The organism is Acidimicrobiales bacterium (assembly GCA_035630295.1).
Classification (GTDB): domain Bacteria; phylum Actinomycetota; class Acidimicrobiia; order Acidimicrobiales; family Iamiaceae; genus Iamia.
This window is the reverse complement of sequence record DASQKY010000022.1, coordinates 1-23,321: the sequence shown is the minus strand read 5'-3', so window position 1 is coordinate 23,321 and position 23,321 is coordinate 1. Positions and strand designations below refer to the sequence as shown.

Below are 23,321 nucleotides of genomic sequence, written 5' to 3'. Positions count from 1 at the left end.
TCATCGCCGACATCATCCCACCGCTACCCTCGAACGATGCCGAAGCGGGTGCCGATCGACCTCCATGAGTGGGTGTCGTTCGACGATCCCGACGAGGATCGAACCTGGGTGTGGGACCTCACGTTCCTGCTGTCGAACTGGACGTGCATCTACGGCAACGGCTGCCCCGGGATCCTTTCCGCCCCGGCGCCGGAGCGGGAGGAGGGCTGCTGCTCCTACGGCGCCCACTTCGTCAGTGAGGACGACCGGACGCGCACCGAGGCCCACGTCGCCCTGCTCGGTGCCGACGAGTGGCAGCTCCGCAAGAAGGCCACGGCCAAGCGGCCGGCCATCTACGTCAACAAGGACAAGGAGACCGTCACCCGGATCGTCGACGGCGCCTGCATCTTCCTGAACCGGCCCGACCACCCGGGCGGCGCCTGCTGCGCCCTCCACGCCGCCGCGGTCCGCCGGGGGGAGTCGTTCCTCGACTGGAAGCCCGAGGTGTGCTGGCAGGTGCCGCTGCGCCGGGTGGACGAGACCGACGGCCACGGGCACGTGACGTCCACCCTGCGGGAGTGGAAGCGCCGGGACTGGGGCGAGGGCGGCTCCGAGTTCCACTGGTGGTGCACCTCGGACGAGGGGGCCTTCGTGGGCCACCAGCCGGTCTACGTCGAGATGCGCGACGAGATCATCGAGATGACCGACCGCCGGGCCTTCCGGATGTTCGTGGAGTACGTCGAGGCCCGGGGGGCCACCACCTTCCTCCCCCACCCCGTCCTCCGCCGCCGCTGACCTCCGTCAGCCTCCGGCCAGCTCGGTCAGGAACCGGGCCGCGAGGGGGGCGGCCACGCCGCTGCCGCTCTCGCCCCCTTCCACGAAGACGGCGAAGGCCACGTCGCCCTGGAAGCCGATGATCCAGGCGTGGGTCCGGGGCGGGGCCTCGGTGCCGAACTCGGCCGTGCCGGTCTTGGCGAACACCTCCCCGCCGGGCACCCCGGCCAGGGCCGCGCCGGTGCCCCCGGTGACCACGCCCCGCATCAGGGCCCGCAGGGTGTCGGCCTCGCCCGGGCCCAGGGGCTGCTCGGGGACGGCGGCGGGGGCGGGCTCGGTGACGACGCGGGGCGCCCGCCACGTCCCGCTGGCCACGGTGGCGGCCACGCCGGCCATGGCCAGCGGGCTGGCCTGGAGCCGGCCCTGGCCGATGGAGGCGGCGGCGGCGTCGACCGGGCCCTCGGTGGGGGGCACCGACCCGGGGTAGGAGGCCACACCGGCGTCGACCTCCACGCCCAGCCCGAAGGCCCGGCCGGCGTCGGTGAGGTCGTCGGGGCCCAGCTCGGCGGCCAGGCCCACGAAGGCGGTGTTGCACGACCGGGCGAAGTCGGTGCGGAACGGCACCTCGCCCAGGGCCAAGCCGCCGGCGTTGCGGAACGAGCGCCCTCCCACCGAGGCGGTGGCCGGACACGGCACCACCTGGTCGACGGACAGGCCCCGCCGCAGGTGGGCCAGGGTCGAGACCACCTTGAAGGTGGAGCCGGGCGGCACCCGGCCGGTGGTGGCCACGTTGCTGGTCGTGCCGGTGGGGCCGTTGGCCACGGCCAGGACCTCACCGGTGCTGGCCCGCACGGCCACCAGGGCGCTGACCCGGCCCTCGCCGGCCAGGGCGGCCTCGGCCGCCTGCTGGGTGGCCACGTCCAGCGTGGTGCGGACCGGGGTGCCGGGCCGGCCGGGCACCTCCTCCAGGGTCTCGGTCGTGCCCTCGGCCGGTGCGGTGGTCGACGACGGGCCGCCGGGCCCGCCCCCGGCCGGGGCCCGGGTCACGGTGACGACCACGCCCGGCGTCCCCCGCAGCAGGGTGTCGTAGCGGGCCTGGAGCCCGGACTGGCCGGCGGCGTCGCCCTCGGCCAGCCGTCCCTCGGACGCCGCCACCTGCTCGGCGGTGGCCGGGCCGACCGTGCCCAGCAGGGCCCGGGCGAAGGAGCGGGTGGGGGCCAGCAGCTGGGTGTCCTCCTGGAAGGCGGTGCCGGGCAGGGGCTGGAGCTGGGCCCGGAGGGGCTCGTAGTCGGTGCGGCGCAGGGTGATGACGTCGACGAAGGCGGTGGGGGCCGCGGCCCGGACCCGGGTGGCCAGGTCGGCGGCGTCGATGTCGAGGAGGCGGGCCAGCCCGGCGGCCAGGCCGTCGATGTCGGTGGCCCGCTGGGGCACCACACCCACGTGCACCACCGGGGTGGGGGCCACCAGGGGCTGCCCGGCCCCGTCCAGGATGGCGGCCCGCTCGGACTCCGAGCTCTCGGCGGCGAGGACATCGCCGGCGCGCAGCCGGTCGTCGAGCGATGCCAGCGCCCACCGGGCCCGCCACCGGCCCGCCCCCTCGACCAGGGTGAGCAACCCCCGCGACGTCCACGAGGCGCCCCCGGCCGTCCAGCGGGTGGACAGGGGCACCGTCGCCGTGCCCGGGCCGCCGTCCCCGGCCTCCTCCCCCCCCATGGCCACCGCCCCGGCGGTGACCTCCAGAGCCGGATCGCCCAGGCCCCCGACGGCGGCCTGGAACTCCAGGGCCACCACGTCGGCGGGCTGCGCCGTTCCGCCCTCGCCGGGCCGGCCTCGGGACACCGCCTCCGTGAAGCGGGTGGCGGCGGCCAAGACGTCCTTCTCCCGGGGGCTCTCGGCCCGGCCGTCACCCGGGGGGCCGTCCCCGTCATCGCCCCCCAGGACCAGCACCGCGGCGGCCACCACGGCCCCCACCGCGACCACGGCCAGGATGGCCAGGACCACGACCCGCGCCTTGCCTGCCTCACGCACTTGGGCTCCCTCGTCTCCCCCTCGAGCGGCCCAGCCCACCACACCGGGCACCCCCGATGGGGGTTGGTCACCCCGTGGCGACCGGGGAGCCCTCCCCGGTCCCGGGACCTGGTTGACTGGCCGGGTGAAGCAGTCCATCGACGCCGCCTTCGACGAGCACGAGGGGTCCGAGGACGAGAACCTGCCCCCGGCCTGGTGGATGGTCAACGTGGTCGACGATTGCGAGGGCTGCGACGACCTGCGGGTGGAGCTGGTCTTGGAGCGCCCGGGGGGCGACGAGCGGGTGGCCGCCCACCTGGGCCCGGCCGCGGCCCGGCGCCTGCGGGCCGCCCTGGCCACCGCCCTGTCGACGGTGGGCCAAGAGCCCTAGCCGGCGGCCGTGGCCCGCTTGCCGGCCCGGCGGCGGTCGGGCTCGGCCAGGAGGCGCTTGCGGATGCGGATGGCGTCGGGGGTCACCTCGACCAGCTCGTCATCGGCGATCCACTCGATGGCCGTCTCCAGGGTGTGGAGCCGGGGCGGCACCAGCTTGGCCGCGTCGTCGTGGCTGTGGGTGCGGATGTTGGTCTGCTGCTTCTCCCGCACGGCGTTGACCACCATGTCGCCCCCCCGGGCCCCCTCGCCGATGACCATGCCCTCGTAGACGGTGACCCCGGGGCCCACGAACAGCTCGCCCCGGAGTTGGAGGTTGTCCAGGGCGTGGGCCGTGGTCGGGCCCTTGCGGTCGGCCAGCATGGCCCCGCCCATGCGGTGGGGCAGCTCGCCCACCCACTCCACCCAGCCCACGTGGTGGGTGTGGAGCAGGGCCGTGCCCCGGGTGGCGGTGAGGAGCTGGCCCCGGAAGCCGACCAGGCCCCGGGCCGGGGCCTCGAAGGTGACGATGGTGCGGTTGGTGTCGCCCGGGGTCAGGTCGGTGACCCGGCCCTTGCGGGGGGCCAGGGCCTGGGTGACGGTGCCCACGTGGTCGTTGGGGACGTCGACCACGCCCCGCTCCTGCGGTTCGTGGCGCTTGCCGTTGATCTCCTTGATGATCACCTCGGGCCGGCTGACCTGCATCTCGTAGCCCTCGCGGCGCATGGACTCGATGAGCACGGCCAGCTGGAGCTCGCCCCGGCCCGCCACCTCGATGACGTCCGGCGAGTCGGTCTCGTTGACCTTGATGGAGACGTTGCCCAGCACCTCGCGGTCCAGGCGCTCCTTGAGCTGCCGGGAGGTGACGAACTTGCCGGCCTGGCCGGCCAGGGGCGAGGTGTTCACCCCGAAGGTCATCCGCAGCACGGGCTCGTCCACGCTGAGGCGGGGCAGGGCCTCGGGGGTGCCCGGATCGGCGAAGGTGTCGCCGATCTCCACCTCCGGGAAGCCGCCGATGACGAACAGGTCGCCGGCCGTGCGGGACTCGACCTCCACCCGGCCGATGCCCTCGAAGCCCAGCAGGGCGGTGGGCTTGCGGGTCACCGCCGGCGCGCCCTCGCTGACCTCCTCGTCCAGGAGGGCCATGGGCTGGTCCTTGCGCATGGTGCCCCGGACGACCCGGCCCACGGCCAGGCGGCCCAGGTAGTCCGAGGCGTCGAGGTTGGTGACGATGGCCTGGAAGGGGTCGCCGGGGTCACCGCCGGGCTCGGGGAGGGTGTCGACGATGGCCTGCAGCAACGGGGTGAGGTCGTCGTCGGGGCCGGGCATGCCGATGCCGAGCACGGCCCGCCCCTCGCGGGCCACGGCCGAGATGATGGGGAAGTCGATGTCGTCGGCGTCGGTGGCCAGGTCCAGGAACAGCTCCTCGACCTCGGAGAGCACCTCGTCGGGGCGGGCGTCGTGGCGGTCGACCTTGTTGATGACCACCACGGTGGGCAGGCGGAGGGCCAGGGCCTTGGACAGGACGTACCGGGTCTGGGGCAGCGGCCCCTCGGCCGCGTCGACCAGCAGCAGCACCCCGTCGACCAGGGCCAGGGCCCGCTCCACCTCGCCGCCGAAGTCGGCGTGGCCGGGGGTGTCGACCAGGTTGATCTTCACGTCCCCCCAGGTGACCGAGGCCGCCTTGGCCAGGATGGTGATGCCCCGCTCCCGTTCCTGGTCGTTGGAGTCCATGACCCGGTCGACCAGGTCCTGGTTGGCCCGGAACACGCCGGTGCCCCGCAGGAGGGCGTCGACCAGGGTGGTCTTGCCGTGGTCGACGTGGGCCACCAGGGCGACGTTGCGGATGGAGGTGGGGACGGGGCTCATCGGGAAGCTCTCGGGTGGGGCCCAGGGGGCGCGGGTGGGCCGGCGGCGGAGCACGGCGGGGTCTCGGGGAGCGGGCGAACGGTTCGCCCGCTGGTCAGGTGGAGGTCAGCCCCAGGGCTCCTCGGCCTCGGCCACGGTCTCCTCGGCGAGGCACCAGCTGGCGTGGTCGTGGCCCGGATCGGCACCGCACTCGGGGCAGGAGCGCTCGCTGGCCCGTTCCACGATGTCCTCGTAGGTGGGCTCGGTGGTGCGCTTCAGCGCCCGTGCCTCTTCAAAGCGGCGATGCCGACCCTTCTTCACGGGCCTCTCCAGCGTCAGTGTTGTGTTCGATCCAGGTGTCGCAGTGTAGCGACGAACCCCCCACCGCCCGCATCCACGCTGAACGTCCCGAGCCGGCCACGCATCGTGGCCCGGGAGGGCGGCACGGCCCCGATGCCCAGGCGGTAGCGTCCGCCGCCATGCCCGATGCCCGGCCGCGGCCCGAGGACGCGCCCTGGTGGCAGGGGGCGGTGGTGTACCAGATCTACCCCCGGTCCTTCGCCGACGCCGACGGCGACGGGGTGGGGGACCTGGAGGGCGTCCGGGGCCGGCTGGACCACCTGGCCTGGCTGGGGGTGGACGCCATCTGGCTGTCGCCCTTCTACCGCTCTCCCATGGACGACTTCGGCTACGACGTCAGCGACCACTGCGACGTCGACCCCCTGTTCGGCACCCTGGAGGACTTCGACCGGCTGGTGGCCGATTGCCACGCACGGGGCATCAGGGTGATCGTGGACTGGGTGCCCAACCACACCTCGGACCGGCACCCCTGGTTCCGGGCCGCCCGGTCGTCACCGGAGGACCCGCACCGCGCCTGGTACGTGTGGCGCGATGTCGAGGACCGGGCCACCCCGCCCAACAACTGGGTGGCCTCCTTCTCCGAGGGCGCCCCGGCCTGGACCGTCGACGAGCGCACCGGCCAGTGGTACCTGCACCTGTTCCTGCCCTCCCAGCCCGACCTGGACTGGGACGAGCCGGCGGTGGAGGCGGCCATGCACGACGTGCTCCGGTTCTGGCTGGACCGGGGGGTCGACGGGTTCCGGGCCGACGTGCTCCACGCCATCGGCAAGGCCCCGGGGCTGCCCGACGACCCGCCCGAGTACATCCCCATCCCCCACTCGGCCCTCAACCACGTGCCCGAGGTGACGCTCCCCCGCCTGCACCGCATCCGCGCCCTGCTCGAGGGCTACGACGGCGACCGCATGATCGTGGGCGAGGTCTACCTGCTCGACACCGAGATGGTGGCCCACTACTACGACGGCGGGCGGGGCATCCACCTGTCGTTCAACTTCCCCCCGCTGTACGCGGCGTGGGACGCCACCGCCTGGCGCCAGCGGGTCGAGGAGGTCGAGCGCCTGGTGGCGCCGGTGGGCTGGCCCACCTGGGTGCTGTCCAACCACGACAACCCCCGGCACCGCACCCGCTACGGCTCGGACCGGCGGGCCCGGGCGGCGGCGTTCCTGGTCCTGGGCCTGCGGGGCACCGCCTTCCTCTACGCCGGCGAGGAGCTGGGCCTGGCCGACGCCGTGGTCCCCGACGATCGGGCCGTCGACCCCGGCGGGCGCGACGGCTGCCGGGCCCCCATCCCGTGGAGCCCGGGGCCGGGCCACGGCTGGGGCACCGAGGACCCGTGGCTGCCCTGGCCGCCGTCCGCCGCCACCGGGGGCGACGCCGAGAGCCTGCGGGCCGACCCGGGCTCCATCCTCCACCTGTACCGGCGCCTGCTGGCCGCCCGCCGGGCCTCGCCGGCCCTGCGCACCGGCGACCAGCGCTTGCGGGAGGGGCCCGGCGGCGTCCTGGCCTGGGAGCGCTCCGCCGGCGACGACCGGCGGGTGGTGGCCGTCAACTTCGGGGCCGAGCCGGCCGACCTCGACCGGCCTGACCTCGGACCCGAGCCGGGCCCCGGGTGGGCGGTCGAGGTGGCGTCCGACGGCGCCGGCGAGGGCGAGCCCTTCACCGGTGCTCTGGCCCCCGACACCGCCGTGCTCCTCCGCCCCGCCGGCTGATCGCCGAGGGGCCCGCCTCAGGAGGGGCGGGAGCGGGGCTCCAGGACCAGGCCGTCGCCCTCGAAGGCCAGGGCGGCCCGGCCGTCGACCAGGTCCCGCACCGGGCCCCCGACCAGCTCGGCCCGCCAGCCCTCGGACAGCCGGCCCCGGCTGTGGACCAGGAGGTCCTCGATGTCGGCCCGGGTGGCCAGCAGCGACGTGTCGATCTTGTGGGTCCGGGCCAGCTGGGCCACCCAGGCCGACACCAGGGCCACCGCCGGGCGGAACCGGCGGTCCAGCTCCTGGTCGGTGCCGTTGGCGGCCCGGGGCGGGGGGCCGACCTCCAGGCCCTCGGCCACCGCGGCCACCAGCTCCTCGGCCAGCGGCCCGCGGCGGAGCCGGTCGTCGAGGCCCCGGACGCCTTGGAGCTCCTCGACGGCCCGGGGGGCCCGGCCCGACACCGTGACCACGGCCAGGTCGGCCATCACGTGGCGGGCCGGGATGTCGATCTCGGCCGCCCGCTGCTCCCGCCAGGCGGCCACGGCCTGGACCACGCCCAGGGCCCGGCCCCGCATCTGGCGGGCCTCCTTGATGCGCAGGTAGGCCTCCGACGGCGAGCGGCGGGGCCGCCAGCGCCGCTGGGCGTCGCACTCGTCGGCCACCCACGCGTCCCGGCCCTGCTCCGTGAGCCGGGACCACAGGCGATCGTGCAGGTCCAGCAGGTAGGCCACGTCGGAGGCGGCGTAGGCCCGCTGCCGGTCGTCGAGGGGGCGGCGGAGCCAGTCGGTGAGCCGGTCGCCCTTGGGCAGGCGGACCCCGACCTCGCCCTCGACCAGGGCGGTCAGCGACGGGGTGCCGTAGCCCAGGAAGCCGGCGGCGATCTGGGTGTCGAACAGGCGCGACGGCACGGAGCCCACCGACCGCTCGAACACCTCGATGTCCTGGCTGGCGGCGTGCATGACGGCCAGGCCGTCGCCGGCGAAGACCTCGGCCAACGGCCCCAGGTCGACGGCCAGGGGGTCGATCAGGACCAGCCGGTCACCCCAGGCCACCTGGATCAGGGCCACCTGGGGCCAGTAGCTCTTCTCGCGGTGGAACTCGGTGTCCACCGCGTAGCGGTCGGCCCCCAGGAGCTGGCTGACCACCTCGGCCAGTCCGGCCTGGTCGTCGACCCAGTCGTGGTCCACCGCCGGGGCGCCCTCGCCGTCGCCCCGCCTGCTGGTCCCCCGGCGCACCTCGCTCAACCCGGCGACTGGCCGGTGACGGTGGGGTGGCCGGCCTCGATCCACCCCTTGGTGCCGCCGGCCACGTTGACCACGTCGCGGCCCAGGCCGGCCAGGTGCTCGGCCGCCCGCCGGCTCCGGCCGCCCACGGCGCAGACGACGTAGACCGTCTCGCCCTCGGGGACCTCGTCGGCCCGCTCCGGCACCTCGCCCAGGGGCAGGGGCCGGGCCCCGGGGACGTGGCCCTCGGCGTACTCGTCGGGCTCGCGCACGTCGATGATGGCCACGCCCTGGGCGTGGAGGTGGGCGAAGGTGGCGATGTCGACCTCGGAGACGTCCACGGGAGCCCTCTCGTCGGGGTGGCCTGGGCATCGTACCGGCACGGGGCGTGCCGGCTGTGATCGACCCGTCACCCCTCGTGAGGTTTTGACGGTGACTGTCACCCAGGCGGGTGACGGTCTGCGCCGGCCTCGTCGGGCAGGTCCTCGGGCCGGTCGGCGTCGGCCAGGGCCGCGGGGTCGATGCCCGCCACCGGGACCCACCGGACGGCGCCGGCCAGCGTTCCCAGGCGGCGGCTGCCCCCCGTCACCAGGGCCGTCACCGTGGCCCGGGTGGGCGCCGCGGGCCGCCAGGCCGAGACGATCCACTCCGGCCGGCCCCCGACCTCGGGCACGGCCGCCGCCACCCCCTCCGGTGCCGCCACCAGGGCCCCCGCCACCGCGGCCAGGGCCGGGCCCGACGGCGCCACCAGGTCGCACGGGGCGACCAGCACCAGCGGGCCCCCGCTCCCGTCCGGGGGCGTCCCCGAGCGGCTCACCGCGCCGTCGAGGGCGGTGGCCAGGGCGGCCAGCGGGCCCTGGCCCGGCCAGCGGTCGGCCACCGGCACCAGGCCCAGGCGGTCCAGGGCCGGCCCGTCGCCCCCCACGGCCAGGACCTCGGCGCACCCGGCGTCCCGCAGGGCGGCGGCCACCCGGGCGGCCAGGGCCCGGCCCCCCACCTCGACCAGGGCCTTGTCCCGGCCCATGCGCCGGCTCCCGCCCCCGCACAGCACCGCCCCCACCAGGGGCGGACCGGCGTCGGCGGCGCCGCTCAGGCGATGCCCCCGTAGGTGGACACCGTGGAGTCGGCGGGACCGCCCTCGCCCACCGGCACCGCGGCCAGGGACTCGGCCAGGTCGGCGGCGAAGCGGTCGGCCACCTGCAGGTGGTACGGCGAGAGCATGACGTGCAGGCCGCCCTGCTGGCGGTCGAGGTGCCAGCCCCTCGTGTCCATGGCGTCGCCCACCGCGTCGTGGGACCGGCCCGGGGTGGTGACCTGGAAGACCGGGGCGTCGGGCACCGGGTCGACCACTGCGCCCTCGGCGGCCTCGATGCCGGCCAGGAACCGGCGCTTGGCCTCGGCCACCGACTCGGTGAGGCGGACGAAGCCGTCCCGGCCCAGGTGGTGGAGGGCGGCCCAGGCCCCGGCGATGGGCGGGGCGGGGCGGGTGCCGGCCGGGGTGGACGAGGCGTAGAGCCCGCCGGGCCAGTCGTCGTACCAGAAGTGCTGGTGCCGGAGCAGGTCCCGGTCGCGGTACAGGACCAGGGAGGCGCCCTTGAACGTGTAGCCGTACTTGTGGATGTCGGCCGACATGGAGGTCACGCCCTCGACCCGGAAGTCCCACGGCGGCACCGGCTCGCCCACCTCCTCCCAGAAGGGCAGGAGGAAGCCGCCCAGGCAGGCGTCCACGTGGCACAGGATCCCCCGCTCGGCGGCCAGGGCGGCCACCTCCGGGACCGGGTCGATCACGCCGTAGGGGTAGTTGGGGGCCGAGGCCACCAGCAGGCCGGTGCGGTCGGTGACCAACCCGGCCATGGCGTCCACGTCGACCCGGCCGTCGGGGCCCACCGGGGCCAGCACCAGCTCGATGTCGAGGTACTTGCAGGCCTTGGCGAAGGCCGGGTGGGCGGTGGCCGGGGCCAGCACCTGGGGCTCGGCGATGCCGCGGGTGGCCCGGTTGTGGTCGCGGGCCACCTGCACGGCGCAGAAGATGCTGAACGACCCGCCGGCGGTGACGGCGCCGCAGTCGTCGCCGGTGTGGAGCAGGGCCCCGCCCATGGCCACCAGGTCCAGCTCCATCTGCAGGAGGCTGGGGTAGCGCAGCGGGTTGAGGGCGTTCTCGTGGAGGTACCGGTCGGCCACGGCATGGAGGAGGGCCTCGTGGCCCTCGTCGCCGGAGTTGTAGACCAGGCTGAAGGCCCGCCCGCCCCGCCAGTCGAGGTCGGCGGCCCGGGTGTCGTCGATGCGGCGCAGCAGCTCGTCGGCCGGCACCCCCGAGGCCGGGAGCCGGGCGGGACCAGGGGGGACGGAGCCGTTCGCCATGGCCGGCACCCTAGGAGACGGGGGGCCGGGGTCCCGCTCCCCCGGCGGTCAGCCGCCGTAGGACATGCGGGTGTCCTCCATGCGGAGCACCTCGGTGTCCTCGGCGGCCTGGAAGAGGGCCTCGACCACCTCGCCCAGGAACAGGGTGTGGCCGCCGCAGTCCACGGCCTGGCGCACCTCGCACTCCACGTAGGCGGGGCTCTGGTCCAGGATCGGCACGCCGGTGACGCCGTCGTGGAACGGGAAGCCGTTGAGGGTCATGGCCCCGGTGTCGACCTCGACCGGCTTGGTGAACTTGCGGACGATGGCCCGGTCGTCGCGGGCCACGGTGCACACGCTGAAGGCGCCGCCCCGCTCCACCAGCTCGTGGGTCAGGGCCGGCTTCTCGATGCCCACCGCCACCAGCTTGGGCTCGAAGCTGACCTGGCTGACCCAGTTGGTGGTCATGCCGTTGCGGCGGTCGCCGTGGCGGGAGCCGACCACGTAGAGCCCCGACGGGAACGTCCACAGCACCCGGCGGCGCAGCTTGTCGTAGTCGGCCCGGGCCTCGGGGTCCTCCCCCACCCGTCCCGGGTACGGCCCGATCGGTCCCGATCCCGGCGCAGCCACGTCAGCGGCGGGCGGCGTGCTCGGTGCAGGCCCGGGCGAAGGCGGCGAAGAGGCGCTGCTGCACGGGGTCGCGCATGGCCGAGTCCTCCGGGTGCCACTGGACGCTGAGGACCCAGGCATCGCCCTCGGGCTCCAGGCCCTCGACCGAGCCGTCGGGGGCCCGGGCCGTGACCCGCAGGCCCGCCCCCACGTCCCGCACCGCCTGGTGGTGGTGGCAGCGGCCCACGGGGGCCAGGTCGCCGTCCAGGGCCCGGGCCAGGAGCGAGTCGGGCTCGACGGCCATGCGCACGTCGGAGCCGCCGCCCCCGAAGGGGATGCCGTGGGGCACCAGGCCCTCGGCCCCGGTGATGTGCTGCTCCAGGGTCCCCCCGTGGAGCACGTTGAGGAGCTGGAGGCCCCGGCAGATGGCCAGGACGGGACGGTCGAGGGCCACCGCGGCCCGGTACAGGGCGGCCTCCCACTCGTCGACCCGGGCGTCGTGGGCCCCGGTCTCGGGGGCCGGCGTGTCGCCGTAGAGGGTGGGGTCGAGGTCCTCGCCGCCGGTCAGGACCAGCCCGTCGAAGCGGGCCACGAGCTCCTCGGCGGCCTCGTCGGCCGCGGCCCGGGGCAGGAGCAGGGCGCCGACGGCGCCGGCCCGACCCAGGCCCTCCAGGTAGTAGGCCGGGATGGCGGCCTGGGGCTCGAGCATGCGCTCGATGCGCTCGGCGGCGATGAGCCGGCCGGTCACCGCCACCACGGGGGCGCCCACGGTGGCCGAGAGCTCCGTGCCCTGGCGGGCGGGGGCGGGGGCGGGTGCCGTCAGGGGCACGGTGGTGCTCATCGACTGACCACGCTACCGGCGGGCCGGCCGCTCACAGGCGCTCGAAGCCGCGGCGCAGCTCCCAGTCGGTGACGGCCCGGTTGGCGGCCAGCCACTCCTGGCGGGCGGTGTTGAGCAGGTGGTGGTGGACGTCGTCGCCGAAGGCGGCCCGGGCGATGGCCGAGCCCTCCCACAGGTCGATGGCCTCGACCAGGGTGGAGGGGATGCGCTCCACGTCGGTGGCCTCGTACGCGTTGCCCTGGAAGGCCGGCCCGGGGTCGATCTCGTGCTCCAGGCCGTGGAGGCCGGCGGCGATGACCCCGGCGTAGGCCAGGTACGGGTTGACGTCCGCGCCGGGGATGCGGGACTCCACCCGGCGGTGGGCGCCGTGGCCCACCACCCGCAGGCCGCAGGTGCGGTTGTCGTCGCCCCAGGCGATGGCGGTGGGGGCCCAGGAGTCGGGCTGGAACCGCTTGTAGGAGTTGACGGTGGGGGCGAACAGCCAGGTCAGCTCCCGGGAGGCGGCCAGCAGCCCGCCCAGCCAGTGGCGCACGGTGGGCGACAGGGCCCGGGGGTCGCCGTCCACGCTGGCCAGGGACGTCTCGCCCCCGTCGGCCCACACCGAGGAGTGGATGTGGCACGACGACCCCACGTCGTCCATGGACCACTTGGCCATGAAGGTCAGCGACCGGTCGTTGGCGGCGGCGATCTCCTTGGCCCCGTTCTTGTAGACGGCGTGGCGGTCGGCCATCTCCAGGGCCTCGGCGTAGACCAGGTTGATCTCGTGCTGGCCGAAGCCGGCCTCGCCCTTGGAGAACTCGACCGGCACCCCGGCGGCGTCCATGCCGTTGCGGATCTGGCGGATGAGGTACTCGTCCCGGGTGGTCTGGAGGATGTGGTAGTCCTCGATCCAGTCCGAGTGGGGGCGCAGGCCCTCGTACCCCTTGTCGTGGGCCTCGGCGTAGCTGTCCTTGAACAGGAAGAACTCCAGCTCGGCCCCGATCTTGACGGTCAGGCCCCGCTCGGCGGCCCGCTCCAGCTGGCGCCGCAGGATGCGCCGGGGCGACACCTCGATGGGCTCGCTCCCGCCCTCCACGGTGAGGTCGCACAGCACCAGGGCCGTCTGGGGGATCCACGGCACCAGGCGCAGGGTGGCCAGGTCGGGCACGGCCGACATGTCGCCGTAGCCGGTGTCCCAGTTGGCGAACGTGTAGCCCGGCAGCGGGGTCATGTCGACGTCCACGGCCAGCAGGTAGTCGCAGACCTCGATGGTGCCGCCCAGCACCGTGTCGCAGAAGTAGCGGCCGGTGACCCGCTTGCCCATGAGCCGGCCCTGCAGGTCGGGGAAGCAGACCAGCACGGTGTCGACGTCGTCGTCGGCCACCAGCTGGCGGAGGTGGTCGGCGGTGATGATCCCCGGTGCGGGCACGGTGGGGTCCTCCTACTCGGGGGTGGTGTAGGCGGCGGTGATGCCGCCGTCGATGAGCAGGGACTGGCCGGTCATGAACGACGACTCGTCGGAGGCCAGGAACAGGGCCCCCTGCACCATCTCGGCCGCCTCGCCGAAGCGGCCCATGGGGATGTGGACCAGGCGGCGCTGGCGCTTCTCCTCGTCGGAGAGGTACTTGGCCAGCAGCGGGGTGAGGACCGGCCCGGGGCACAGGGCGTTGGCCCGGATGCCCTGGCGGCCGTAGATCACCGCGATCTCGCGGGTCATGGACAGCACCGCCCCCTTGGAGGTGGTGTAGGCCAGCTGGGGGGTGGCCGCCCCCACGTGGGCCACGAAGCTGGCCACGTTGATGATGGAGCCGCCACCGCTGTCCAGCAGGGCCGGGATGCCGGCCCGGCAGCAGCGCCACAGGCCGGTGACGTTGACCTCCATGGTGGTGGCCCACGTCTCCTCGGAGGTGGTGGTGGGGCCGTCGTCGTCGGGCAGGCTGACCCCGGCGTTGTTGTAGAGGACGTGCAGCCCGCCGAAGGCCTCCACGGTGGCCGCCACCGCGGCGTCGACCGAGGCGCCGTCGGTGACGTCGGCCTTCAGCGAGAGGGCTTGGCCGCCGGCCGCCTCCACCGCGGCCACGGTCTCGTCGCAGCCCCGCAGGTCCACCGCCGCCACCCGGGCGCCCTCGGCCGCGAACATCTCCGCCGCCACCGCCCCCATGCCCCCGGCGGCCCCCGTGATCAGGGCGACCTTGCCGTCCAACCGACCCATCCCCGGCTCCTCTGCCGTCCGTGCCCGGGGCCGGTCGCCCCGGGGCCGGCTCGTATGATGCCCCGTCCCCCGACCCGCAGAAGACACCGGAGCTCGCCGCCATGCCCGATCCCCTCCGCTCCGACCTGCTGGTGGTCTCCGGCCAGCGGGTGGCCGCCGCCGACGGGGCCACCACCACGGTGCTGGCCCCGCACACCGGGGAGCCCTTCGCCACCGTGGCCCGGGCCGGGGCCGCCGACGTGGAGCGGGCCGTGGCCGCGGCCCATGCCGCCTTCGCCGACGGGCAGGGCCGGTGGCCGTCCACCAGCGCCACCGAGCGGGGCCGGGTCCTGGCCCGGGTGGCCGACCTGCTGCGGGCCCGGTCCGACGACCTGGCCGAGCTGGAGGCGGTGGGCGGTGGCCACCCCATCGGCGACGCCCGCTGGGAGGTCGAGGCCGCGGCCCGCACCTTCGAGTACTACGCCGGCGCCGCCAACAAGCACCTGGGCACCACCGTGCCGGTCATGGACGGCGGGCTGGCCGTCACCCTGCGGGAGCCGGTCGGGCCCTGCGCCCTCATCGTGCCCTGGAACTTCCCCCTGCTCATCGCCTGCTGGAAGGTGGCCCCGGCCCTGGCCTGCGGCAACCCCATCATCCTGAAGCCGGCGTCGCTGACCCCGCTGACCGCCCTGGCCCTGGGCGACGTCCTGGTCGAGGCCGGGGTGCCGCCCGAGGCGGTGCACGTCCTGGCCGGCCCCGGGGCGGTGCTGGGCGACCTGCTGGTGGCCGATCCCCGGGTGGCCAAGGTGGGCTTCACCGGCGAGACGGCCACCGGGGCCCACATCCTCAAGCAGTCGGCCGACACCATCACCCGGGTCAGCCTGGAGCTGGGAGGCAAGTCGGCCTCGGTGGTCTTCGCCGACGCCGACGTCGAGCGGGCCGCGGCGGCCACCCCGTCGGCCGTGTTCGGCAACGCCGGGCAGGACTGCTGCGCCCGCAGCCGGATCCTGGTCGAGCGGCCGGCGTACGACGCCTTCGTGGCCGCCTTCGCCGAGGCCACCGGGGCCCTGGTGGTGGGCGCGCCCCTCGACCCGGCCACCCAGGTGGGCCCGATGATCTCCGCCGGCCAGCGCCAGGTGGCCCTCGACTACCTGGCCATCGGGGCCGAGGAGGGGACGCGCCTGGTGTGCGGGGGCGAGGTGCCGGACGGGCCCGGCTTCTACCTGACCCCCGCGGTGGTGGCCGACGTCGACAACGGCATGCGCATCGCCCGGGAGGAGATCTTCGGGCCGGTGGCCGCCGTCATCCCCTTCGACGACGAGGACGACGCCGTCCGCATGGCCAACGACAGCGACTACGGCCTGTCGGGCTCGCTGTGGACCGGTTCGTCGACCCGGGCCATCCGGGTGGCCCGCCGCCTCCGCACCGGCAGCCTCTCGGTCAACTCGCACTCCTCGGTCCGGGTCGAGACCCCGTTCGGGGGGATGAAGCGGTCGGGCCTGGGACGGGAGCTGGGCCTGGCGGCCATGGACCTGTACAGCGAGCAGCGCACCATCTTCTTCTCCGACCAGGGCTGAGGGGCCGGTCGCCCGCCGCTCAGTCCAGGTCGGCCGGGGGCCACGCCGGGTCGAGCTGGCGCAGGAAAAGGGCGCAGCGCTCGGCCTCGTCGTCCTCGCCGATGCGGCGGGCGGCCACCTCCAGGCCGTGCAGGGCCCGCAGGAAGCCCCGGTTGGGCTCGTGCTGCCAGCGCACGAAGCCGGTCCCCCGCCACCCGTTCTGGCGCAGCCGGTCCAGGCCCCGGTGGTAGCCCACCCGGAAGGCGGCGTAGGCCTCGACCTCGTCCCTCCCGAGCTGGCCCAGCCGGGCCCAGCCGTCGAGGAAGCGGGGGGCGCCGGCCACCACCGCGGCCACCGCGGCCCGCCGGTCGGGCTCGGGCCGGGCCCAGGCCTCGGCCAGGGCGCCCAGGAGGGGGGCCGCCTCCGGGTCGAGCACGGTCTCGGGCGGGCCCGACGGGCTGAGGGAGATGGGCTGGTCGCTCATCCGGCGACCCTAGGGGGCCCGGGCCGGGGCGCGACGAGGGGGGCGGGCCGCAGCCCGCCCCCCTCGGGGTCGTCCATGGGTCCCGGCCGCGACCGGGGCCGGGGATCAGCCGCCGATCGAGGAGCCGATCTCGTTGAACTTGTCCTCCCCCTGGCCGCCCAGGAAGCTGATGGCGACGATGCAGACGACGGCGATCAGGGCCACGAGCAGCGCGTACTCCACGAGGGAGGCACCCTTCTCGGAGTCGCCGAAGCGAGCCCGGACGTAGCTGGTCACGAAGTCCCACTGGGTGCTGAGCATCGGTGTCTCCTCTGGTGAGCGCCACCCCGGAGGGGACGCAGGTGGTGTGTCCCCCTCCCGATCGGCACCGCCCCACCGGCCTGGATGGGTCGAACGGCTCATTGGCGCGGGCGCGACGAGGGGGACGGGCCGGAGCCCGTCCCCCTCGGTGCGTCGGGTACGTCCCGACCGGAGCAGGTGGGATCAGCCCCCGATCGAGGAGCCGATCTCGTTGAACTTGTCCTCGCCCTGGCCGCCCAGGAAGCTGATGGCGACGATGCAGACGACGGCGATCAGGGCCACGAGCAGCGCGTACTCCACGAGGGAGGCGCCCTTCTCGGTGTCGCCGAAGCGAGCCCGGACGTAGCTGGTCACGAAGTTCCACTGGGTGAGCATCGGGGTGTCTCCTCTGGTGAGCGCCACCCCGGAGGGGACGCGAACGGTGTGTGTCCCTCCTCTGATCGGCCCCACCCCGGTCCCGTGGATGGGCCGAACGGCTCATTCCGGGGCGCGGCCACCGGGGCCGTACGCTGCCGCTCCCATGGAGCTCCTGCTGGTCCGCCACGGCCTCCCCCTACGGGTGGAGACGCCGGGCACGCCCGCCGACCCGCCCCTGGCCGGGGCCGGGCGGGTCCAGGCCGAGGCCCTGGCCCACCACTGGGCCCCCCGGGTCGACGCGGTGTGGACCAGCCCCATGCTGCGGGCCGTGCAGACGGCGGCGCCGCTGGTGGGCCGCCTGGGGGTGGAGCCCACCGTGGACGACGACCTGGCCGAGATGGACCGTGACCAGCACCACTACATCCCCCTGGAGGAGCTGCGGGCCCACGGCCCCGGGTGGGCCGAGGCGGTGGCCCTGTGGGTGGGGCCCGAGGGTGAGGAGATGCGCCGGGACCTGCGGCGCCGGGTGGCCGCCGCCGTCGACCGGGTGGTGGCCGCCCACCGGGGCCAGCGGGTGGCCGTGGTGTGCCACGGCGGGGTCATCAACGCCGCCCTGGCCGACGTGCTGGGCCTGGGGGCCACGCTGTTCTTCGAGCCGGCCTACACCAGCGTGAGCCGGGTGGTGGCCAGCAGCAGCGGGGCCCGCCAGCTCATCACCGTCAACGAGACCTGGCACCTCGACCGGGGGGCCGGCTGACGGGCCTCAGCGGGGCACGTCGGTCCAGGGCTTGTCCTTGTCGACCCGCACGTCGCCGGGCAGGCCCAGGACCCGTTCGCCCAGGATGTTCTTCATGATCTCGGTGGTGCCGCCCTCGATGGAGTTGGCCCGGCAGCGCAGGAACGCCTTCTGGACGGTGGACAGGTCCAGGGTGCGCTCGGGCCGGGCCATGGGGTAGCCGCCGGGCAGCAGCATGCCCTGGGGGCCGGAGACGCCCACCGCGAACTCGGTGATGGCCTTGTTGAGCTCGGCCATGGCCAACTTGCCGATGGAGCCCTCGGGCCCGGGGGTGCCGGCGACCCGGGTCTGGGAGGCCCGCCAGCTGGTGAGGCGCAGCACCTCGGACCGGGTCCACAGCCGGACCAGCTCGTCGCGGGCCGGCCCGCCCGGCGACCCGGCGTCGCGCCAGGCCTTCACGGCCAGCTCGACGACCCCGGTGCCCTTGGCGGGGATGCCCCCGCCGATGGACACCCGCTCGTTCATGAGGGTGGTGATGGCCACCCGCCAGCCCTCGCCCACCTCCCCCAGCCGCTCGCTGTCGGGGATGCGGACGTCGGTGAAGTACACCTCGTTGAACTCGGCCTCGCCGGTGATCTGGTACAGCGGGCGGACCTCGACGCCGGGGGCGTGCATGTCGACCACGAAGTAGGTCAGGCCCTTGTGCTTGGGCTGGTCGGGGTGGGTGCGGGCCACCAGCATCCCCCAGCGGGACAGGTGGGCCAGCGTGGTCCACACCTTCTGGCCGTTGACCACCCACTCGTCGCCGTCGCGCTCGGCCTTGGTGGCCAGGCTGGCCACGTCGCTGCCGGCCCCGGGCTCGCTGAACATCTGGCACCACACCTCCTCCCCGGTGAACAGGGGCCGGAGGTAGCGCTCCCGCTGGGCCGCCGAGCCGTGGGCGTGGACGGTGGGGGCGCCCATGCCGTGGCCGATGGGGTTGCGGGCCATCGGGTTGGGGGCGCCGGTGCCCCGCAGGGCCTCCTGCACCACCCGCTGGAGCTCGGGCCGCACCCCCAGGCCGCCGTGGCCCTCGTCGAAGTGGACCCAGGCCAGCCCCGTGTCGAACTGGGCCCCCAGGAACTCCTCGGGGGCGGTGGTGGCCGGCGGGTGGTCGGCCACCAGCGTCCGGGCCGCCTCGGCCACCCGGACCTGGTCGGGGTCGGACACGGCGTCGGCGGGGCGGGCGGCCAGGTCGGTCATGCCCGGGACCGTACTTGACCGCCCAGTCAAGTGCCGGCCGGCTCCTAAGCTCCGGCGGTGGGCAGCACCTGGCCGTTCCTCGACCACCCCGGGCCCCTGGCCTTCGCCCACCGCGGGGCCCACCGCCCCGACGGGCCGGGCGAGAACACCATGGCCGCCTTCGCCGCCGCCGTCGACCTGGGCTACCGCTACCTGGAGACCGACGTCCACCTCACCGCCGATGGCGTGGTGGTGGCCTTCCACGACGACCGGCTGGACCGGGTCACGGACCGGACCGGGGTCCTGTCCGACCTGCCCTGGTCCGAGGTCCGGGAGGCCCGGGTCGGGCCCGGGGGCGACCCCGTCCCCCGCCTGGACGAGCTGCTGGCCACCTGGCCGGAGGTCAAGGTCAACATCGACCCCAAGCACGACCGGGTGGTCGAGCCCCTGGCCCGGGTCGTCGCCGAGGCCGAGGCCACCGCCCGGGTGTGCTGCGGCTCCTTCTCGGATGCCCGACTGGCCCGCCTGCGCCAGCTCCTGGGGCCGGAGCTGTGCACCTCCCTCGGCCCCAAGGGCACGGCCAAGCTGGCCGGCGCCACCCTCGGGTCCCCCCTCCGGGGCATGGCCGCCCCCTGCGCCCAGGTCCCCACCCACGTGTCGCGGGCCCGGCTGGTGACCCCCCGCTTCGTCCGCACCGCCCACACCCTCGACCTCCAGGTCCACGTGTGGACGGTGGACGACCCGGTGGTCATGGCCGAGCTGCTGGACATGGGGGTCGACGGGATCATGACCGACCGGGCCGACCTCCTGAAGGACGTCCTGGTGGCCCGGGGCCAGTGGGCCTGACCCGCCCCGCTCAGCTGCGGCGGCGGATGCGCATCTTGACCGCGGTCTGGCCCAGGTCGAAGGCCTCCCGCAGCGAGCGCTCCAGGTAGCGCACGTAGCTGGGGGGCAGGTCCTTGTTGGTGAACAGGGTGAAGGTGGGCGGGTCGCTGGCCCCCTGGGTGGCGTAGAGGACCCGGGCCCCGTGGGGGCCGGGCTGGGCCGCCTGGGCCGCGCCGATCACGTCGTTGACCTGCCGGGTCGGCACCCGTCGGCGGTACTGGTCGATGGAGCCGGCCAGGGCCGGCAGCAGCTTCTGCACCCCCTTGCCGGTGAGGGCGCTCACCTTCAGCACCGGGGCCTCGCCCACGAAGGCCAGCTTGCGGCCCACGTCCTCGGTGACCTGGGCCCGACGGTCGGCGTCGAGGGTCTCCCACTTGTTGAGCAGGACCACCACCGGGCAGCCGGCGGCGTCGACCCGCTCGGCCAGGCGCTGGTCCTGGTGGGTGATGCCCTCGGTGGCATCGATGACCAGCAGGGCCACGTCGGCGGTGTCGACGGCCTGGAGGGCCCGGACCAGGGAGTAGTACTCGGTGTGCTCGTCGATGCGGGACCGGCGGCGCATGCCCGCGGTGTCGACGAAGCGGATGGGGCCGGCCTCCGTCTCGACCACGGTGTCGACCGTGTCCCGGGTGGTGCCGGCCAGGTCGTGGACCACCGAGCGCTCCTCGCCGATCAGCCGGTTGAACAGGGTCGACTTGCCCACGTTGGGCCGGCCCACGATGGCCACCGCCACGGCTCGGTCCTCGTCGTCGCCGTCGGGGGACCCGGCCGGTCCCGCCCCGGCCCCGGGCTCCGGCGCCGGCTCGGGCAGCACCCGGACCAGCTCGTCGAGCATGTCGCCCGTCCCCCGGCCGTGGAGGGCGCTCACGGCGTGGGGCTCACCCAGGCCCAGGCTCATGAGGTCCCAGACCATGTGGTCGCGGCTGGTGCCGTCGACCTTGTTGGCCACCACCAACACCGGGACGTCGAAGCCCCGCAGGAGGGTCGCCACCCGGTCGTCGTCGTCGGTGACGCCCACGGTGGCGTCGACCACCAGCAGGACGGCGTCGGCCTCCCGGATGGCCTGCTCGCTCTGGCGGCTGACCTTGTCGTCCAGGCTGGAGCCGCCCACCATCCAGCCCCCGGTGTCGACCAGGGTGAAGGAGCGGCCGATCCACTCGGCCTCCACCTCCTTGCGGTCCCGGGTCACCCCGGGGCGCTCCTCGACGATGGCCTCGCGCCGACCGATGATGCGGTTGACCAGGGTGGACTTGCCCACGTTGGGGCGGCCCACGATGGCCACCCGGGGCAGCCCGGGCCGGGGCGGGCGCTCGGCCGCAGCCGCGGCGGCGGCCGCCGGGCTGAGGGGCTTGCGCTCGGCCGCGGTGGGGCGGGGTCGGGCCGCATCGGGGGAGGGGTCACGCTCGGGCATCGGTCTGCTCTCGGGCCGTCGGAGGCGTCATGGGGTGGGCGGGGCGATCACGGGCGGGTCGCCATCAGGCGGCGACGGGGGCACGCAGGGCCTGCCGCAGGGCGACGCCGTCGGTGGCCACCACCTCCACCGGGCGGGGCAGGTCGTCCGGCCCGGTGCCGTCCAGGAAGCGGCCGCCGGACAGGCACACGTCGGGCAACAGGTAGCGGTGGCCGGCCGGCTCGGCGGCCAGGGCCCGGGCCAGGTCCTGGCCCACCATCAGCCCGGCCACGGCCACGTTGCCCCCGAAGTACCGGTTGTCCACCGCCACCACCCGCACGTCGTCCCGGCCCAGGGCGGCCACCAGGGGCTCCAGCACCCGGGCCCCGTAGGGCCCGGTGAGGATGCCCACCGGGGCGTCGGGCCGGGCCCGCAGCGCCACCGCCACCCCGCCCCCGCCGGGCACGGCGACGGCCGGGGCGGAGCCGGAGGGCGCGGCCGGGGCCAGGCGGTCGGTCCGGTAGCCCTCGGGCGGGGCGCCCAGGTCGCCGGCCGCCTCGTAGCGGGTGGCCCGGCCGGTCTCGGCGGCGTCGGCCCAGGCGAAGAAGCCGGGGGCGCCCGCGGTGGTCCCCTCCCCGGAGCCGCCCGCTCCCTCCGCCGCGGCCCGGCCGGTGAACTCGGCCTCGAAGGTGCGGGCCATGCCCACCCCGTCCTCGTGCATGGCGAAGCCCTCGTAGGCCTCGGCCGGCGGGAACGGGCGCCCGGCCAGCAGGTAGTACTCGTCGGCCGCGAAGACCAGGCGCCGGCCCAGCAGGCCGAGGAACCGGTCCTGGGCGGCGTGGACCAGGTCGAGCACGGTGGCCGCCTCGGCCGCCGTCGAGGGCCGCATGCGGGGCTCGGGGTTGTGGCGGCTGACCCCCAGGGGCACCACGCACACCGAGGCCAGCTCCGGGTAGCGGTCCAGGATGCCGGCCAGGGTGTCGGCCAGCACCGCGCCGTCGTTGATCCCGGGGCAGCACACCACCTGGCCGTGGACCTCCACCCCGTGGTCGAGCAGGGCCCGCAGCCAGCGCAGGCTGGTGGCGCCGCGCCGGTTGCGGAGCATGGCCGCCCGCACCTCGGGGTCGGTGGCGTGGATGCTCACGTTGAGGGGGCTGATGCCCTCGGTCACCACCCGCTCCAGGTCGGCCTCGGTGAAGCGGGTGAGGGTGGTGAAGTTCCCGTACAGGAAGCTCAGCCGGTAGTCGTCGTCCTTCAGGTACAGGCTCTTCCGCATCCCCGGCGGGAGCTGGTAGATGAAGCAGAACTCGCAGTGGTTGTCGCACGTGCGGACCTGGTCGAAGAGCGAGGAGTGGACCTCCACGCCCAGGGGCTCCCCGGCCGCCTTGGCCACCTCGACGGTGAGCTCCAGGCCGCCCCGCCGCAGCTCCAGCACGGGATCGGGCTCGTCGGTGAGCCAGCGCCACTCGATCACGTCGCGGGGCGACTCGCCGTCCACGGCCAGCACCTCGTCGTCGACGGCCACGCCGGCCCGCTGGGCCGGCGATCCGGGGACGACGGCGACGACACGGGGCGAGGACATGGCGGCGCGAGTCTACGAGGCGACCTGGCCGGGCCTCCCTTCCCCGTCGGTAGGCTCGGGACCGATGGCCGTCGACCGTGTCCTGCTGGCCGAGCCCCGGGGGTTCTGCGCCGGGGTGGAGATGGCCATCAAGGCCCTGGCCTGGATGGTGCGGGCGTTCGACCCCCCGGTGTACTGCTACCACGAGATCGTCCACAACCAGCTGGTGGTCGATCGCTTCCGGGCGCTGGGCGTGGTGTTCGTCGACGACATCGCCGAGGTTCCCCCGGGCCGGCCGATCATGCTCTCCGCCCACGGTTCGGCGCCCGAGGTCGTGGCCGCGGCCCGAGCCAGCGGCGGCTACGTCGTGGACGCCGTGTGCCCGCTCGTCACCAAGGTCCACCACGAGGTGAAGGTGCGCGCGGGCAAGGGCTTCCGGATCGTCTACGTCGGCCACGAGGGCCACGAGGAGGCCGTCGGCACGATGGCGGTGGCGCCGGCGTCGATCGATCTCGTCGAGACGGCCGACGACGTCGCCGCCCTCGCCGAGTCCGAGCAGCCCGTCGCGCTGCTGGCCCAGACCACCCTCTCGCACCGGGAGTGGGCCGACGTGGCCAACGCCGCCC

General features: G+C 75.2%; 24 protein-coding genes. 7 read left to right on the top strand and 17 right to left on the bottom strand.

Annotation, left to right across the window (positions count from 1 at the left end; all coding sequences use genetic code 11):
• The first annotated feature begins 36 nt into the window (after positions 1-36).
• Positions 37-774, top strand: coding sequence for a hypothetical protein (locus VEW93_05770; GenBank protein ID HYI61294.1), 738 nt, complete (start codon positions 37-39; stop codon positions 772-774).
• Positions 775-780: 6 nt separating this feature from the next.
• Here VEW93_05770 and VEW93_05765 read toward each other — a convergent pair whose 3' ends face one another.
• Positions 781-2,781 (bottom strand): penicillin-binding transpeptidase domain-containing protein, encoded by a 2,001-nt coding sequence (locus VEW93_05765; protein HYI61293.1) that lies wholly within the window; start codon positions 2,779-2,781, stop codon positions 781-783.
• Positions 2,782-2,905: 124 nt separating this feature from the next.
• On the opposite strand from VEW93_05765, the gene VEW93_05760 reads away from it, so the two are divergent.
• The gene (locus tag VEW93_05760; protein HYI61292.1) at positions 2,906-3,151 is read left to right on the top strand and encodes a hypothetical protein; all 246 of its coding nucleotides are present in this window, start codon (positions 2,906-2,908) and stop codon (positions 3,149-3,151) included.
• Here VEW93_05760 and typA read toward each other — a convergent pair.
• Both typA and VEW93_05750 read right to left on the bottom strand, forming a co-directional pair.
• The gene (gene typA / locus VEW93_05755) at positions 3,148-4,998 is read right to left on the bottom strand and encodes a translational GTPase TypA (protein ID HYI61291.1); all 1,851 of its coding nucleotides are present in this window, start codon (positions 4,996-4,998) and stop codon (positions 3,148-3,150) included. The genes VEW93_05760 and typA overlap by 4 nt on opposite strands.
• A 105-nt stretch (positions 4,999-5,103) precedes the next feature.
• A complete protein-coding gene (locus tag VEW93_05750) occupies positions 5,104-5,298 on the bottom strand; it encodes a hypothetical protein (protein ID HYI61290.1) in 195 nt (64 codons plus the stop codon).
• A gap of 158 nt (positions 5,299-5,456) precedes the next feature.
• On the opposite strand from VEW93_05750, the gene VEW93_05745 reads away from it, so the two are divergent.
• Entirely contained in the window at positions 5,457-7,043 is a 1,587-nt protein-coding gene (locus tag VEW93_05745) for an alpha-amylase family glycosyl hydrolase (protein ID HYI61289.1), read from the top strand.
• A gap of 17 nt (positions 7,044-7,060) precedes the next feature.
• Here VEW93_05745 and VEW93_05740 read toward each other — a convergent pair whose 3' ends face one another.
• From VEW93_05740 to VEW93_05705, 8 genes are all read right to left on the bottom strand, one after another.
• A complete protein-coding gene (locus VEW93_05740) occupies positions 7,061-8,257 on the bottom strand; it encodes an HRDC domain-containing protein (GenBank protein HYI61288.1) in 1,197 nt (398 codons plus the stop codon).
• Between the two features lie 5 nt (positions 8,258-8,262).
• Positions 8,263-8,586: a rhodanese-like domain-containing protein gene (locus VEW93_05735; GenBank protein ID HYI61287.1), complete on the bottom strand. Its 324-nt coding sequence runs from the start codon at positions 8,584-8,586 to the stop codon at positions 8,263-8,265.
• Positions 8,587-8,684: 98 nt separating this feature from the next.
• Positions 8,685-9,305 (bottom strand): NTP transferase domain-containing protein, encoded by a 621-nt coding sequence (locus VEW93_05730; protein HYI61286.1) that lies wholly within the window; start codon positions 9,303-9,305, stop codon positions 8,685-8,687.
• A gap of 29 nt (positions 9,306-9,334) precedes the next feature.
• Positions 9,335-10,606 (bottom strand): aminotransferase class V-fold PLP-dependent enzyme, encoded by a 1,272-nt coding sequence (locus tag VEW93_05725; protein ID HYI61285.1) that lies wholly within the window; start codon positions 10,604-10,606, stop codon positions 9,335-9,337.
• A gap of 48 nt (positions 10,607-10,654) precedes the next feature.
• A complete protein-coding gene (locus VEW93_05720) occupies positions 10,655-11,170 on the bottom strand; it encodes a flavin reductase family protein (GenBank protein HYI61284.1) in 516 nt (171 codons plus the stop codon).
• 46 nt (positions 11,171-11,216) lie between these two features.
• The gene (locus VEW93_05715) at positions 11,217-12,035 is read right to left on the bottom strand and encodes a gamma-glutamyl-gamma-aminobutyrate hydrolase family protein (GenBank protein ID HYI61283.1); all 819 of its coding nucleotides are present in this window, start codon (positions 12,033-12,035) and stop codon (positions 11,217-11,219) included.
• Between the two features lie 31 nt (positions 12,036-12,066).
• The gene (locus VEW93_05710; GenBank protein HYI61282.1) at positions 12,067-13,443 is read right to left on the bottom strand and encodes a glutamine synthetase family protein; all 1,377 of its coding nucleotides are present in this window, start codon (positions 13,441-13,443) and stop codon (positions 12,067-12,069) included.
• Between the two features lie 12 nt (positions 13,444-13,455).
• On the bottom strand, positions 13,456-14,226 hold the full coding sequence (locus VEW93_05705) for an SDR family oxidoreductase (GenBank protein HYI61281.1): 771 nt from the start codon (positions 14,224-14,226) through the stop codon (positions 13,456-13,458).
• A gap of 101 nt (positions 14,227-14,327) precedes the next feature.
• Here VEW93_05705 and VEW93_05700 point away from each other — a divergent pair, with 101 nt between their 5' ends.
• Positions 14,328-15,782: an aldehyde dehydrogenase family protein gene (locus VEW93_05700; GenBank protein ID HYI61280.1), complete on the top strand. Its 1,455-nt coding sequence runs from the start codon at positions 14,328-14,330 to the stop codon at positions 15,780-15,782.
• Between the two features lie 19 nt (positions 15,783-15,801).
• On the opposite strand, the gene VEW93_05695 is transcribed toward VEW93_05700, so the two are convergent.
• The 3 genes from VEW93_05695 to VEW93_05685 all read right to left on the bottom strand — a co-directional run bounded on the left by VEW93_05695 (position 15,802) and on the right by VEW93_05685 (position 16,920).
• The gene (locus VEW93_05695; protein ID HYI61279.1) at positions 15,802-16,245 is read right to left on the bottom strand and encodes a DUF3151 family protein; all 444 of its coding nucleotides are present in this window, start codon (positions 16,243-16,245) and stop codon (positions 15,802-15,804) included.
• Positions 16,246-16,350: 105 nt separating this feature from the next.
• On the bottom strand, positions 16,351-16,545 hold the full coding sequence (locus VEW93_05690; protein HYI61278.1) for a Flp family type IVb pilin: 195 nt from the start codon (positions 16,543-16,545) through the stop codon (positions 16,351-16,353).
• Between the two features lie 183 nt (positions 16,546-16,728).
• Entirely contained in the window at positions 16,729-16,920 is a 192-nt protein-coding gene (locus VEW93_05685; GenBank protein HYI61277.1) for a Flp family type IVb pilin, read from the bottom strand.
• Positions 16,921-17,065: 145 nt separating this feature from the next.
• On the opposite strand from VEW93_05685, the gene VEW93_05680 reads away from it, so the two are divergent.
• Positions 17,066-17,659, top strand: coding sequence for a histidine phosphatase family protein (locus tag VEW93_05680; protein ID HYI61276.1), 594 nt, complete (start codon positions 17,066-17,068; stop codon positions 17,657-17,659).
• Positions 17,660-17,665: 6 nt separating this feature from the next.
• On the opposite strand, the gene VEW93_05675 is transcribed toward VEW93_05680, so the two are convergent.
• Positions 17,666-18,880, bottom strand: coding sequence for an acyl-CoA dehydrogenase family protein (locus VEW93_05675; GenBank protein ID HYI61275.1), 1,215 nt, complete (start codon positions 18,878-18,880; stop codon positions 17,666-17,668).
• 57 nt (positions 18,881-18,937) lie between these two features.
• Between VEW93_05675 and VEW93_05670 the strand changes: the two genes are divergently transcribed.
• Complete coding sequence (locus VEW93_05670) at positions 18,938-19,705, top strand: glycerophosphodiester phosphodiesterase (GenBank protein HYI61274.1); 768 nt, start codon at positions 18,938-18,940, stop codon at positions 19,703-19,705.
• A 10-nt stretch (positions 19,706-19,715) separates the two neighbouring features.
• Here the strand turns inward: VEW93_05670 and der are convergent, their stop codons facing one another.
• Both der and VEW93_05660 read right to left on the bottom strand, forming a co-directional pair.
• On the bottom strand, positions 19,716-21,155 hold the full coding sequence (gene der / locus VEW93_05665) for a ribosome biogenesis GTPase Der (GenBank protein ID HYI61273.1): 1,440 nt from the start codon (positions 21,153-21,155) through the stop codon (positions 19,716-19,718).
• 64 nt (positions 21,156-21,219) lie between these two features.
• The gene (locus VEW93_05660) at positions 21,220-22,716 is read right to left on the bottom strand and encodes a DUF512 domain-containing protein (protein HYI61272.1); all 1,497 of its coding nucleotides are present in this window, start codon (positions 22,714-22,716) and stop codon (positions 21,220-21,222) included.
• A gap of 64 nt (positions 22,717-22,780) precedes the next feature.
• Between VEW93_05660 and VEW93_05655 the strand changes: the two genes are divergently transcribed.
• On the top strand, positions 22,781-23,321 hold a 541-nt coding region (locus tag VEW93_05655), incomplete at its 3' end, for a 4-hydroxy-3-methylbut-2-enyl diphosphate reductase (GenBank protein HYI61271.1).

Bases quoted from the DNA above. Each gene is read 5' to 3' on its own strand.
- VEW93_05715 (HYI61283.1), bottom strand. From the start codon at position 12,035: ATGAGCACCACCGTGCCCCTGACGGCACCCGCCCCCGCCCCCGCCCGC.
- VEW93_05725 (HYI61285.1), bottom strand. From the start codon at position 10,606: ATGGCGAACGGCTCCGTCCCCCCTGGTCCCGCCCGGCTCCCGGCCTCG.
- VEW93_05745 (HYI61289.1), top strand. From the start codon at position 5,457: ATGCCCGATGCCCGGCCGCGGCCCGAGGACGCGCCCTGGTGGCAGGGG.
- VEW93_05695 (HYI61279.1), bottom strand. From the start codon at position 16,245: ATGAGCGACCAGCCCATCTCCCTCAGCCCGTCGGGCCCGCCCGAGACC.
- VEW93_05770 (HYI61294.1), top strand. From the start codon at position 37: ATGCCGAAGCGGGTGCCGATCGACCTCCATGAGTGGGTGTCGTTCGAC.
- VEW93_05675 (HYI61275.1), bottom strand. From the start codon at position 18,880: ATGACCGACCTGGCCGCCCGCCCCGCCGACGCCGTGTCCGACCCCGAC.
- der (HYI61273.1), bottom strand. From the start codon at position 21,155: ATGCCCGAGCGTGACCCCTCCCCCGATGCGGCCCGACCCCGCCCCACC.
- VEW93_05680 (HYI61276.1), top strand. From the start codon at position 17,066: ATGGAGCTCCTGCTGGTCCGCCACGGCCTCCCCCTACGGGTGGAGACG.
- VEW93_05660 (HYI61272.1), bottom strand. From the start codon at position 22,716: ATGTCCTCGCCCCGTGTCGTCGCCGTCGTCCCCGGATCGCCGGCCCAG.
- typA (HYI61291.1), bottom strand. From the start codon at position 4,998: ATGAGCCCCGTCCCCACCTCCATCCGCAACGTCGCCCTGGTGGCCCAC.
- VEW93_05690 (HYI61278.1), bottom strand. From the start codon at position 16,545: ATGCTCAGCACCCAGTGGGACTTCGTGACCAGCTACGTCCGGGCTCGC.
- VEW93_05700 (HYI61280.1), top strand. From the start codon at position 14,328: ATGCCCGATCCCCTCCGCTCCGACCTGCTGGTGGTCTCCGGCCAGCGG.
- VEW93_05705 (HYI61281.1), bottom strand. From the start codon at position 14,226: ATGGGTCGGTTGGACGGCAAGGTCGCCCTGATCACGGGGGCCGCCGGG.
- VEW93_05685 (HYI61277.1), bottom strand. From the start codon at position 16,920: ATGCTCACCCAGTGGAACTTCGTGACCAGCTACGTCCGGGCTCGCTTC.